Source organism: Amycolatopsis dongchuanensis, assembly GCF_039542405.1.
Lineage (GTDB): Bacteria > Actinomycetota > Actinomycetes > Mycobacteriales > Pseudonocardiaceae > Amycolatopsis_E > Amycolatopsis_E sacchari.
This window is the reverse complement of record NZ_BAABIB010000154.1, coordinates 1-12493: the sequence shown is the minus strand read 5'-3', so window position 1 is coordinate 12493 and position 12493 is coordinate 1. Positions and strand designations below refer to the sequence as shown.

Annotated in this window: 15 protein-coding genes; 11 read left to right on the top strand and 4 right to left on the bottom strand. The window is 69.6% G+C overall.

The genetic code is table 11. The features are described from left to right. From ABFX51_RS36125 to ABFX51_RS36105, 5 genes are all read left to right on the top strand, one after another. Nucleotides 1-1026: four-carbon acid sugar kinase family protein (locus ABFX51_RS36125; RefSeq protein WP_346056470.1), on the top strand; the 1026-nt coding region annotated here is incomplete at its 5' end. Next, nucleotides 1023-1583, top strand: a complete 561-nt coding sequence (locus tag ABFX51_RS36120; protein WP_346056469.1) for a class II aldolase/adducin family protein — start codon at nt 1023-1025, stop codon at nt 1581-1583. The genes ABFX51_RS36125 and ABFX51_RS36120, both read left to right, overlap by 4 nt. Nucleotides 1584-1632: 49 nt before the next feature. After that, entirely contained in the window at nt 1633-2469 is an 837-nt protein-coding gene (locus ABFX51_RS36115) for an alpha/beta fold hydrolase (protein WP_346056468.1), read from the top strand. A 26-nt stretch (nt 2470-2495) separates the two neighbouring features. Next, a complete protein-coding gene (locus ABFX51_RS36110) occupies nt 2496-2897 on the top strand; it encodes a hypothetical protein (RefSeq protein ID WP_346056467.1) in 402 nt (133 codons plus the stop codon). A gap of 21 nt (nt 2898-2918) precedes the next feature. After that, nucleotides 2919-3494, top strand: a complete 576-nt coding sequence (locus ABFX51_RS36105) for a TetR/AcrR family transcriptional regulator (protein ID WP_346056466.1) — start codon at nt 2919-2921, stop codon at nt 3492-3494. Between the two features lie 197 nt (nt 3495-3691). Here ABFX51_RS36105 and ABFX51_RS36100 read toward each other — a convergent pair whose 3' ends face one another. After that, nucleotides 3692-4654 (bottom strand): NADP-dependent oxidoreductase, encoded by a 963-nt coding sequence (locus tag ABFX51_RS36100; RefSeq protein WP_346056465.1) that lies wholly within the window; start codon nt 4652-4654, stop codon nt 3692-3694. A 112-nt stretch (nt 4655-4766) separates the two neighbouring features. On the opposite strand from ABFX51_RS36100, the gene ABFX51_RS36095 reads away from it, so the two are divergent. From ABFX51_RS36095 to ABFX51_RS36070, 6 genes are all read left to right on the top strand, one after another. Further along, a complete protein-coding gene (locus tag ABFX51_RS36095; RefSeq protein WP_346056464.1) occupies nt 4767-5702 on the top strand; it encodes a LysR family transcriptional regulator in 936 nt (311 codons plus the stop codon). Nucleotides 5703-5892: 190 nt separating this feature from the next. Beyond that, nucleotides 5893-6729: a hypothetical protein gene (locus ABFX51_RS36090; protein WP_346056463.1), complete on the top strand. Its 837-nt coding sequence runs from the start codon at nt 5893-5895 to the stop codon at nt 6727-6729. Between the two features lie 10 nt (nt 6730-6739). Continuing rightward, a complete protein-coding gene (locus tag ABFX51_RS36085; protein WP_346056462.1) occupies nt 6740-7069 on the top strand; it encodes a hypothetical protein in 330 nt (109 codons plus the stop codon). Then, nucleotides 7066-7566 (top strand): WXG100-like domain-containing protein, encoded by a 501-nt coding sequence (locus ABFX51_RS36080; RefSeq protein WP_346056461.1) that lies wholly within the window; start codon nt 7066-7068, stop codon nt 7564-7566. The genes ABFX51_RS36085 and ABFX51_RS36080 overlap by 4 nt, the downstream gene beginning before the upstream one ends. Next, a complete protein-coding gene (locus ABFX51_RS36075; protein ID WP_346056460.1) occupies nt 7559-8299 on the top strand; it encodes a hypothetical protein in 741 nt (246 codons plus the stop codon). Before ABFX51_RS36080 ends, ABFX51_RS36075 begins: the two co-directional genes overlap by 8 nt. Beyond that, a complete protein-coding gene (locus tag ABFX51_RS36070; RefSeq protein ID WP_346056459.1) occupies nt 8296-8589 on the top strand; it encodes a hypothetical protein in 294 nt (97 codons plus the stop codon). Before ABFX51_RS36075 ends, ABFX51_RS36070 begins: the two co-directional genes overlap by 4 nt. Before the next feature lie 82 nt (nt 8590-8671). Here ABFX51_RS36070 and ABFX51_RS36065 read toward each other — a convergent pair whose 3' ends face one another. The 3 genes from ABFX51_RS36065 to ABFX51_RS36055 form a co-directional block, all read right to left on the bottom strand. Continuing rightward, nucleotides 8672-9841 carry an enolase C-terminal domain-like protein gene (locus ABFX51_RS36065; RefSeq protein WP_346056458.1) on the bottom strand — a complete coding sequence of 390 codons (1170 nt, stop codon included), beginning with the start codon at nt 9839-9841 and terminating at the stop codon, nt 8672-8674. Nucleotides 9842-9864: 23 nt separating this feature from the next. Further along, nucleotides 9865-11034 (bottom strand): NAD(P)/FAD-dependent oxidoreductase, encoded by a 1170-nt coding sequence (locus ABFX51_RS36060; protein WP_346056457.1) that lies wholly within the window; start codon nt 11032-11034, stop codon nt 9865-9867. 32 nt (nt 11035-11066) lie between these two features. Next, a partial coding sequence (locus ABFX51_RS36055; RefSeq protein ID WP_346056456.1) for an MFS transporter occupies nt 11067-12493 on the bottom strand: 1427 nt, incomplete at its 5' end.

Genomic DNA, 12493 nt, shown 5'->3' with positions numbered 1-12493 from the left:
CCACCAATCGCAGAAGCGCGGCCGGCTCCCGCTGCTGACCATCATCCCGCAGAGCCGCGGCCAGGAGACTGCTCCACGTCCGACTCCACGTCCGACTCCACGGACGCCGGCAACATCGGACCGGTCACCGACGCGCTGCTCGACACGGACCTCACTGTCGTCTGTCCCGCATCACCGGAGCACGGGCGGACCGTCTACATGGGACACCTCTTCGTCGGGCAGGACCTGCTGTCCGAGTCGTCGATGCGCCACCATCCCCTGACGCCCATGACCGACTCCGACCTCGTGCGCGTGCTGGCCCGCCAGACGCGGCACCCCGTGGGCCTCGTGCCGCTGCAGTCGGTGCGCAAGGGCGCCGACGCGGTCCGCGCGGAGCTGTTTTCCTTGCGGGAACGGGGAATCCGCTACGCGGTGACGGACGCGGTCGACGACACCGACCTCGTCACGATCGCCAGTGCCACCCAGGACCTGCGCCTGCTCACCGGCGCCGCGGGACTGGCGCGTGCCGTCGGCATGCTGTCGGGCACCGTCCGGACCGAGGAAGTGGTCGCCCTGCCATCCGGTCCGGGCATCGTCCTCGCCGGCAGCTGCTCGGCGACCACCCTCGCGCAGGTGGCGCTGGCCAAGACGACCTTGCCGTCCTTGCGGCTCGACCCGGCCGCGAACCGGGACGAGGCGGTGCGCTGGCTGCGCGAACACGCGGACGGCCGTGCGGTGATGGTCTACTCCTCCGCACCGCCGGAGGACCGCGCGAGCCAGGACGCGGCCCCGGTTCTGGAAGAAACCCTCGGCGTGCTCGCCGCGACCGCCGTCGGACTCGGCTACCGCCGCCTCGTCGTCGCCGGTGGCGAAACCTCCGGCGCCGTGGTCAACGCCCTCGGCATCCGATCCGTGCGGATCGCGGCAGAAGAGGATCGCGGTGTGCCGTGGTGCCTCAGCGGCGGCGAGACACCCCTCGCCCTGCTGCTGAAATCCGGCAACTTCGGCCGGCCCGACCTCCTCCTCCGGGCGGTGGGCGCGCCGTGAGCCGGCAAGACGTCGTCGACCTCGGCGCATCCCTGTTCACCCGCAGGCTGACTCACGGGCGAACCGGCAACATCAGCGTCCGCGACGGCGACGACATCCTCATCACACCCACCGGTTCTTCCCTGGGCGCCCTGACACCGGACGCGCTTTCGGTCATCGACCGCGACGGCGAGCACCGAGCCGGGCCGCGACCGTCCAAAGAGGCCTTCCTGCACCTGGCGATGTACCGGGCCCGCCCGGCCGCCAACGCGGTCGTGCACCTGCACAGCACCCATGCTGTCGCGGTGTCCTGCCTCGCCGGCCTCGACGAGACGAACGTCCTGCCGCCGCTCACCGCGTACTACGCGATGCGGGTCGGCGCCCTTCCGCTGCTCCCCTACCACGCACCCGGCGACCCCGCGCTCGGCCCGCTCGCGGAGAGAGCGGCCGCCGCCAGCCACGCGCTCCTGCTCGCCAACCACGGCCCGCATCTACCTGCTGCTCCGCGGGATGCCCACCAGACCTCTGGACTCGGCGCAGATCAAGGCGTAGCCGCCGACCTTGACAGCGCTAGCTAATCGAATTAGCTTGAAGCTAATACGATTAGTTCCCGCTGCGGAGGACGGCATGACCGAGTACTTGACCATCGACGGGAACACCATCGCCTACGACGTGCTCGGGGACGGGCCCCTCGTCGTGCTCGCCCACGGGATCGGCGACAGCCGCCACTCCTACCGCTTCCTCGCTCCGGCGCTCGCCGCGAAGGGGTACCGCGTCGCGAACGTCGACATCCGCGGCTGCGGCGACTCCAGCCTCGGGTGGGACGGCTACAGCCGCACCGACATCGCGGGAGACCTGGTCGCCGTCGTCCGCCACCTCGGTGGGCCCGCTGTGCTCATCGGCCAGTCGATCAGCGGCGGGGCCGCGACCATCGCGGCCGCCACCGCTCCCGACGTGATCACCGGGGTCGTCGAGCTGGCGCCGTTCACGCGTGCGCAGTCCGTGGACCTGGGCGGGCTGCTGCGGGTGAAGCGTTTCCGCAGTGGTTACACCCAGATCGCGAAGGTCATGTTCGGGGGAAGCCTGGCGAGCTGGAAGAAGTACCTCGACCTCGCGATGCCGGTGAAGCCCGCGGACTGGCACACCGAGCTCGCGCGCATCGAGTCCAAGCTGAGCGAGCCCGGCCGGATGAAGGTCCTGCAGGCGATGTGCAAGGCCAGCCCCGCTGACGCCGGTGCGCAGCTGGCCAACGTCACCTGCCCCGTGCTGGTCGTCGTGGGCAGTCTGGATCCCGACTGGGCCGACCCGAGTGCGGAGGCCCGGCGGGTGATCGCCGACCTGCCTCGGGGACGTGGTGAGCTGGCGGTCATCGAGGGGGCAGGGCACTACCCGCACGCCCAGACCCCTGACGAGGTCCTCGCGCTCGCCCTGCCGTTCCTGGCCGAGAACCTGCCGCGTGCCTAGCCGACCGAACGACAGGAGGCCTTGCCGTGACTGAAAAGAAGCAACCGGGGCACGGCTTCGTCGCCGGAGGTCTGCGGTTCCTCACCGAGTTGATCGCGTGGGTGCTCGTCCCCCTTGCGCTGTGGCCGCGTTCGGCGTTCCTCGCGATCGCCGCCGTGCTCCTGTTGATCGGGTTGCCCACGCTGTTCAACACGCCGGGGGACAGGCCGCGCGGGACCCCGGTCGTCCCCGTGCCGGGTGTGGTGACGATCCTGCTGGTGCTGCTCCAGCTCGCGGCCGCGACAGCGGCGGCGTGGGTGCTGGGACCGCTGTGGCTGGCGCTGGTGGTGACCGCGCTCTGCGTGCTCGTCACGGTCACCGAGCAACCGCGCTGGCGGTGGCTGATGGGTGCGTCGGCCCGCAGCGCGCCGACGGAGCGGCGTTCGTGATGCAGAGTGAAGGGAGTGCTCGTGCCTAGGGCAGGCCTCGTTCCGGCCACCGTCATCGCGGCGGGCGCGGAACTCGCCGACGAGGTCGGCTTCGAAGCGCTGACCATGGGGCTGGTCGCCGAACGGCTGCGCGTGCGCTCCCCTTCCCTCTACCGGCACGTCGAGTCCCTGGACGCCCTGCGTCGTGGCATCGCCCTGCAGGCCAAACGCGAACTGGGCGGCGCCACGGCCAGAGCGGCGGTCGGCAAGGCGGGCGCGTCGGCGATACACGCGTTCGCCGACGCGTACCGCCGCTGGGTCCTGGCACACCCCGGCCGCTACGCGGCCTCCCTCCGCGCCCCCGCGCCGGATGACGAGGAGGACCGACGCGTCAGCGACGAATCACTGCGTGCCCTCCTCGACATCCTCGGCGGCTTCGGCCTGCACGACGACGACGCGATCGACGCCGCCCGCGCGCTGCGGTCGGCGATACACGGCTTCGTGAGCCTCGAAAGCTCCGGCGCGTTCGGACTTTCCCGCGATATCGACCGCAGTTACCGCGTGCTCATCGAATACGTGCTCTCCGGCTTGCTGGGCGGCCGGGGTGGTTCTGGCTAGGCGGCCTTGCTCATGGCATAGACGGTCTGGCCGGGGAACGGGCTGCGCGCTGAGCGAGCTGATCACCCGCTTGCCGGTGAACTCGACGACCTGTCCCGGGCGGCGGTCTGGTCGCCGCCACGCACCGCGGTCTGGAGGCACTCGCGAAGGCAGGGATCGACCCGACGACGCGGCGACGGCCGCGCCGAGACCGCTGATCAGGGGATGAGCACGAGCTTGCCCGGAGCGTGGCCGGCGATACCGACCTCGTGGGCCTTCGCGGCCTCGGTGAGCGGGAAGGTGGTGTCGACGACGACGCGCAGGGCGCCGGATGCGGCGCGCTCGACGAGGTGCGCGCGGGCGGCGTTGCGGATTTCGGTGCCCGGGTCCTGTCCCGGTCCGTAGCCGAGCAACTTGATGCCCGCGGCGGCGCGGCGCGGCGAACCGGTGATCGAAGCGATCCGGGTGCGGTCGGCCACCAGCTCCAGCGAGACGTCGAGCGCCTCGTCCGTACCGGCGAAGTCGACCGCGGCATCGACGCCCCGCGGCGCGGCGGCGCGCACCCGGTCGCCGAGCCCCGGGCCGTAGACCACCGGCGTCGCACCGAGTTCACGCAGCAGCGCGTGGTTGCGTTCGGAGGCGGTCGCGATCACGGTCGCCCCCGCGGCCGCGGCCAGTTGCACCCCCATCAGGCCCACCCCGCCGGCTCCGCCGTGGACGAGCACGGTGTCACCGGCGGCCACCCCGGCGGCGTGCAGCGCGTGGAACGCGGTGGTGCCGGTCAGCATCAGTGACCCCGCCTCCGCCCACCCCAGGCCGGTCGGCTTGGCCAGGACCGAGGTCGCCGGGGCCGTGACGTAATCGGCGTAGGCGGCCGTCACCGGGTACACGATCACCTCGTCACCGACCCGAACCCCCGTCACGTCCGCGCCGACCGCGGTGACGACGCCCGCGCACTCCAAACCGAGCGACGGCAGCGACGCGGTGATCCCGGCGGAGTCCTTGAGGTCGTCGTCCACGGCGTGGAAATCCCCGCTGTAGAGCTTCCAGTCGATCGGGTTGACCCCGGCCGCCCGCACCTCGACGACCACGCCGTCAGGGGCCGGGTGCGGGGCCGGCACCTCCACCACGGTGAGCACGTCGGGCGTGCCGTAGGCGGCCGGTCGCACGATCCTGGGCATGGCTGAACTCCTGTATTTCGCGTCGGTGAAAGCTCCCGGAACCTAGTATTGGTTGGCCCAGGCATAATTCCCAGTGCATTGTTGGTACTGACTACTTGCGTCAAACGCACGAATGGGGGTGGTCGTGGCCGAGGAGCTGGACCTCAACCTGCTGCGCGTGTTCGACGCGCTGCTGGACACCGGCAGCGTCAAGGAGGCCGCGGTGCGCCTGCACCTGTCCGCGCCGGCGACCAGCCGCGCGCTGGGCCGGCTGCGGCGCGTGCTGAACGACCCCATCCTGGTCCGCGCCGGCCGCGGCCTGGTGCCCACGCCGTTCGCCCTGCGCTCGGCCGCCACCGTCAAAGCACTGCTCGACACCGCGGACCGGCTGCGCAGCGAACCCGCCGGCAGCGACCCGCGCTCCTGGCGGCGCACCTTCTCCATCCGGCTCAACGACGGCCTTGTGCCGGTCCTCGCCCCGCGCCTCACCCGCCGGATCGCCGACGAGGCGCCCGGGGTCCGCCTGCGGTTCGTCCGCCAGGACAACAAGGACCCCGACCCGCTGCGGGACGGCTCGATCGACCTCGACGTCCTCGTCGGCGGCCCACCGCCACCCGACGTGCACACCACGACGTTGTTCACCGACCACTTCGTCGCCGCCGTCGCCGCCGACTCGGAACTGGGCCGGACCCCGCGGCTGACCCTCGACGACCTGTGCCGCCTGCCCCACGTCTCAGCCTCGCGACGCGGCCTCGCCCGCGGCCCGCTCGATGACGCCTTGGAACGGATCGGGCGTGCACGCAACGTCGTGGCGGTCGTGCCCACCTATGCCGTGGGTGCTCTCATGGCTCTTGAGCAGGACGTCATCTGCCTCGTCCCGCGCATCACGGCCGCACACCTGGTCGAGCGCGGCGTGCCCCTGCGCCTTCACGAAGTGCCCGTCGACCTGCCCACCGCCGACATCGAACTGCGCTGGCACCGCCGCGTCAACGACGACCCCTCGTCACGATGGCTCCGCGACCACATCCGCGACGCCATCCGCCCGCTCACCGCGATTCCGGGCGCCTGACCCTCCACGCTGCCCGTCCTCAGCGAAACCGTATTCCCCGCAGTCCTCCTCGTGCTCGATCCTCTGCCCGATGGTCCACGATTCCGCCTGACTGGCCGGATTTGCCGTATCCCGGTACCAGAGGTGCCGTAACGTCGTCGTTCTGAAGTGCGAATCCGCTGGTCACCAGCGGGCGGACGAGGGAATGTTCGTGGAATCACCGGAATTCTCGGAGCAAATCGCGGAGCAGCGCCGGATGCTCGCTTCCGTGCGCGACGGACAGGAACCGCCGCCGGTGCAGAACGTCCAGGTCACCGGCTGGTCGGCGGACCGGTCGGTGAAGGCCGTCGTCCGCGGCGGGCGGCTCAGCGAAATGTCCGTGGACAATTCGGTGCCCGGGCGCCCGTCCGCGGAAATCGGGGCGCTCATGGCGGAGGCGGCGAATTCCGCGCTCACCGCTTACCGCTCGCAGGCCCCTTCGGCCACCGACCCCCTGCCGGATCTCGCCGCGATCGGCAGCGAGTTCCGCGCCGCTTCGGAGCAGGGCGGGCAGCTGATGGCGATGATCGGTTCGGCGCTGTCGGAGGCGATCGCGAAGGTGGGCGACCGCACGGGAATGCGGGGTGATCCCACGCCGCACGGGGTGGAGTACATGTTCGCCGACGCGATGGACCTGCTGCGGTCGGCGCAGGCCGAACTGGCGCGGCTCGGCGGTGCCCAGGTGTACGGCGAGGGCCACGACGAGGGCGAAGAAATCGAAGTGACCGTCAGGCCCGATGGCACGGTCGCAATCGACTCGTTGTCCAACTACGCCAGGAAGATGTCACCCCAGGACCTGGGCGAAGCGGCGCAGGAAGCCATCAACGACGCGCTCTCCGACTGGGAGGAACAGCGTGAGGACGGCCTGCCGTCGGCCGACGACGTCGACGACGAGGCCCTGCTGAAGCTGTCCGACCGGGCGATGGCGCTGAGCGAGCAGAGCATGCGGCACCTGTCCGACTACACCAGCAACCTCAGCGCGATCATGCGCAGCATCGGCGAGCCGTGAGGGGGATTCCTTGCCAGGGGATATCGAAGTCGACCCGGATGCGGTGAGCCGGTCCGGCGAAGGCGTGTCCAGCGCCGGGGCGAGCATCCGGGACAGGATAACCGCGTTCCAGTCCACATTGGAGGGTTACGGGAACCCGTTCGGCGAGGACGACATCGGCTCGGCGATGCAGGAGATCTACGAGGCGATCCAGGAGGCGGCGATGGATTCCTACACGGACAACGCCGAGACCGTCACCGACGTCGGCGACAGGATCGGCGAGATGGCCAAGGCCTACCGCGAGATCGAGACGGCCCACAGCGACACGCTGGGCCAGTTACGGGAGGAGCTGGGCTCGTGACCACGGGAATGGTGTTGCCGCCCGCGCTGACGCAGGTGCTGAGCACGCTGGGTTTCAACTTCCCCCAGGGGGACGAAGGCAAGATCTTCGACATGTCGGGCGAGTGGACGAAGTTCGCCGACCAGTTGCCACCCGCCGTCGACGCGGCGCACCAGCAGGCGGAGTCGGTGTGGAGCCAGAACCACTCGCAGGGGGTCGAACAGCTCAAGACCCTCTGGAACGGCGGTGAGGCGCCGAAGAAGAACCTCGACGACGGTGCCACCGCGGCGACGATGATCGGCGTGGGGCTGGGCGTCTGCGGCGGGATCCTGCTGGCGTTGAAGATCGCGGTGATCGCGCAGCTGGTGGCGCTGGCGGTGCAGATCGCGCAGGCGATCGCCACGGCGGTGGTGACCTTCGGGGCTTCGCTGGCGGAGATACCGATCTTCCGGACGATCACCAAGCTCCTGCTCGACCAGGCGCTCGACCTCGCCATCAACCAGGTGCTCAATGGCTAGACGCGGAGGCGGCAAGGGGCTGTTCAAGAAGATCGCCGGCTGGTTCCGCGAACCCAAGAAGCCCGCGACCGCGCCCCCGCCCGTGATATCGGCGCCCAGGCCCCAGACACCTCCGGGCAGGACGGTGGAGACGGGACCGCCGCCGCCCAGGGTCGATCCGAATCCGCCGCCGAGGCCGAGAACCGGCAACAGGTACGGCGGCAAAGAGAAGCCGATGGAGGACCATTACAAGTACGAGACGCGCCTGAACGAACCGCCGTTCGTGGGAAAGCAGGTGACGCGTCTCAACGACACGAAGCTCGAAAAACGCCGCGTGTACATCGACAAGGACGGCCGCATGCGGTACGCCAAGGACGGCACGCTGTTCGACACCAGCAAGGCGACGAAAGTCCACAAGGGAGACGAGGGGAGGGCGATCTTCGTCATGGACAGGCACGGCAACGTCTACGCCTCGAACTATCAGGCCGAAGGCGAGTTCCACCACTCGACGCTGACGAACGGCCGGCCCGTCGCGGCTGCGGGCGAACTCTTCGTGAAGGATGGCAGGATAATCAAGATCACCGACAACAGCGGGCACTACCGGCCGGGCACGCAGCAGACGGTGAACATGTGGGAGGAGTTGAAAATTCACGGCCTCGGCGACACGCCCCTGCACATGCAGGGAGCGGGTGGCATGAAGATCCCCCCGAAAGAGCTGGCGAAGTTGAAGAACGAGTTGGAGATGACCCCGTGATGGCCATCGAAAACAGTGGTGAACTGGACGGGATCATCTACACGCTGTTCAGCGCGCCGAGCCTCGACCGGGAAGAAGCCGCGTCCCTGGTGCGGGCCATGGCTCGCGGCGAGTACTTCACGCGCGGCATGGCGGCGTATTCGAGGGCGATCGAGCAGGCGCTGCGGCAGCCGGATCCGGTGACCGCCGCGCTGGAGCCGCCGTACTCCGAGGCCCAGGTGCGGGAGTTCCTGGCGCTCGTGTACGACGAGCTCCAGAAGGCCAAACCATGGCCGGGAACCGATGACTGAGTGAGGTGCCGGCCCCGGCGGCGGCGCGCTGTCGCCGGGGCACACGTTTTCGCACTGCACAAACCGGCCCGCTTCCGCGCCGTCAGCCGGGGTTGGACCGGCTGGTACCAAGATGAAATTCGGCGACGGCCAACCGGCGGATGTGGCGTTCGTCGACCTCGATGCCGAGCCCCGCGCGGGCCGGCAGCCGCACCACCCCGTCGCGCACGAACGAGGAGAAGTCGGTCGGATCCTCGGCGAGACGCAGCGGCGACATGAACGCATGCCCCACCTCGACCAGGTTCCCGATCGTCACGGCGTGCTGCAGCGAAGCCGCCTGCGTGATGCCGAATTCCAGCATCGAGTTCAGGTAGCAGCGAATTCCGAAAGCCTGTGCCACCGCGGCGATGCGCTGGGCGCGCAAGGGGCCGCCGTTCTTGCTGCTCTTGATGCTGAACACGCTCGCGGCGCCCAGCTTGGCGAGGCGCGCGGCGTGTGCGAGTCCGAGCACCGATTCGTCGGCCGATATCGGCAACGCGCTGTCCCGGGCCAGCATGGCCATGCCTTCGAGATCGTCCTTTCCGACGGGCTGTTCGACGAAGGCGAGGCGGGAATCACTGACCCCGGTGAGGAACTCGTGTGCCTGGTCCCGGCTCCAGCCCTGGTTGGCGTCGGCGATCAGGGTGAGCCGGGACCCGTACCGCTCCTCGAGCGCGGCCACCCGCCGCACCTCCTCCCGAATCGGTGCCGTGCCCATTTTCAGCATGAAACTCGAAAAGCCCTGCGCGGCCCGCTCCTCGATCACGCGAATGTCGTCCTCGGCGGTTCCGTTCCCCAGCGGCCACAACACCGGCAGCGACCGCCTGAGCGCGCCGCCCAGCAGCGTGGCGACCGGAACACCGAGCCGTTTTCCGAGGATGTCCAACAGCGCCATGCTCACCGCGCCCTTGGCGAACAGGTGATCGGCGAGCAGCGCGTCGAGCTCCGCATCGATGCGGCCCGGTTCAGGGTTGTCCGCCGCGAGCACCGCCGGTAACAGCGACTCCTTCAGGATGCTTGCGACGTCGCCCGACGACTCCCCGCTGAAGGTGGGACTGGGATCGGCCTCGCCCCAGCCCGCGATGCCGTCGGCATCGGTGAGCTTGACCAGCACGGCGCGTGTCGTGGCCAACGTGCCGTGGGACAGCTTGTAGGGGGTGACGAAGGCCGTCTCGATCTCGAAGCAGTCCGCGGCGGCTATCGGCGCCATCGCGGTGGAAATTCCGGTCGTCATCTCGTCTCCGTTGGTCGGCGTCGTTATTGCTGGCCGGGACGGCGTGCGGCCACCAGCCGGTTCGGATCGGCGGTGCCGGCGGTGAACCTCTGCGGCCGGAAACCGGCGAGTTCCGCCTGTTCGCGACCCGCCAGGACTTCAGCGATCGCCAGGTCGGCAAGGTGCAGGCACAGGGTCATTCCGCTGTGCGTTGCGATGGTGTAGTGCCGCGCGGCGGTGTCGACGAACCCCGCGACGGTGTGCCCGTCGGCCGGCAACGCCCGCTGCCCGACCCGCACTTCGGCCACCTCCGCGTGCTCGGCCCCACGCAGCAGCGTCCGCAGCCGTGCGCGTAGTTCGTCGCGGACGGCGGCGGACGGTTCCCGAGCCGGGTCAGCGCTCGCGTCGAGATCGAGTCCCTGGACGACCAGCCTTCCGCCGCCCTCCGGGCGGACGTTGAGGGCCGGCGTGGTGAGCAGGCACGACAGCCGGCTGGGCACCGGATCGGTGTAGCCCAGGTAACCGACAGCGGGTGAGCCCGCCGCGCCCGGGTCCGCCATCGGAACGACGACGCCGGAGCCGGCGAGCAGGGGTCCGGTCCAGCGGCCGGCACAGCTGACCACGGCGTCGAATCGCTCCGCGGGGCCGCCCGCGACCCGGACCACGGCGCCGGCTGAAGTGGTGTCGACCCGCTGGACGGCTTGGCCGGTGCGCACGATCGCGCCCCGGTCGCGGGCTTCGCCGAGGAGCCGGGCGAGCAGCAGTGCGGGGACCACGAATCCTTCTTCGGGGAACCACGCGATCGCTTCGACGTCGTCGCCGACGACCGCGTCCGGCGCGATGGCCGCGGCGCGTCTGCGATCGATCCATTCGGCTGGGTAGCCCCGCTCACGCAGCCGGGTAACGGTTTCGTGCAGGTCCTGGACGTGGCCCCCGGAAACCGCCCATTCCAGATTGCCGTGCGGGAAGTACCAGCGCTGCGAGGTGGGTTCGTTCCGCTGGAGTTCCGCATGAGCGCGCAGGCCGGCCCGGTTGAGCTCGAAATAGGCGCGGGGTTCCTTGTTGTGGGCGTTGATCCAGCCCAAGGTGGTGCCGGTGGTGCCGGCGCCGGGACGGTTCCTGTCGAACAACGTCACCTCGACGCCGTCGTGGCGGGCCGCCGCTCGGGCGACCGCGCAGCCGATGGCTCCGGCGCCGATGACCGCTAGACGCATGGGCATTCCTCTTCGTGATGGGTGGGGTGGGCTCAGCTGATCTGCTGCTGCGGCACCTGCGCGGCCAAGGGGGTTGAGGCTGGGCGGCGCAGCCGCTCGACGACGAAGGCCAGTATCGCCGCGACGAGCACCGAACCGGCCATGAAGGTGAAGGCGCCGGAGGTGCCGGTGCGGCCGATGAACCAGCCCACGATGTAGGCGCCGATGAATCCACCGAGTCCGCCGAAGCTGTTGATGAGTCCCATGGCACCCCCTGCGACGTCACGCGGCACGTAGGTCGGGATCGAGGCGAAGAAGGCTCCTTGCGGCCCCTGCATCGCGGCTTCGGCAACGATCAGCAGGACGAAGGCCAGCCAGAAGTGGTGGGTCACCGAAGACGCGTAGAGCGTCACGCCGCCGACGATGAGCAGGGGCCAGATGAACAGGCCGCGGCGCCGGGGAAGCCGGTCGGAGAGGTAGGACACGCACAGCAGCACGACCGCGGCCACGGCATAGGGCACGGCCGCGAGCACGCCCACCTCGCCCAGGCCGTGCGCGGTCGCCTCCTTGAGCACGGTCGGCAACCAGAAGAGGAATCCGTACAGACCGAAGTTCCAGACCAGGTACTGGATCGTCAGCAGGATTATCGTCGGCGAGAGGAAGGCGTGGCGGTAGCCGGTCGGCTTCGCGGGCATTTCCTCGTCCTCGCGCAACGCGGTTTCGATGCTCCGCTTTTCCGGCTCGCTGAGCCAGGTGGCCTCGCTGGGGCGGTCCACGACCAGAGCGCGGAAAACGAACGCCCAGACCAGCGCCGGAGCCCCCTCGATGATGAGCATCCACCGCCATCCGACGAGCGTGACCAGGTAGCCCGACACCACCGACATACCGACGGTCGCGATGAGCCCGCCCAGCATCGAGAACGTGTCCGCCCTCGCCCGTTCGCGGGCGTGGAACCAGTTCAGCACGAGGACGAGCAACGCCGGGGCGACCGCCGCCTCGGCCGCTCCGAGCAACAGCCGGTCCACGATGAGCAGCCACGGCTGGGAAATGAGGCCCTGCGCGCTGGACAGCAGGCCCCAGGAAAGAATGCTCCAGAACAGGAGCTTGCGGACGCTCTTGCGTTCGGCGTACCCGGCCGCCGGGACCTGGAAGAAGAAGTACCCGACGAAGAACAGCCCCGCGGCGAGGCCGGTCAGCGCCGGTGTCATGCCCAGGTCGCGTTCGAGGCCGCCGGGGGCGGCGATCGAATAGTTGGAACGGTCGACGGACGCGAAACTGTAGGTGATGAAAATGATCGGCATGAACCGCAGCCAACGGCGGGGCACGAGTGCGGAGGCTTTTTTGGACACGGGAACTCCTTGCCGGAAACAGGTGTGGCAGGCCGTGAAATGCGAGTGGTAACGGGCGTCGCAACATTTCCTAAGGGATGTCTCGTAACTCGTGTTGTGGTTGGTGGGGCTGGTGTTGCAGTCAGTCGGCG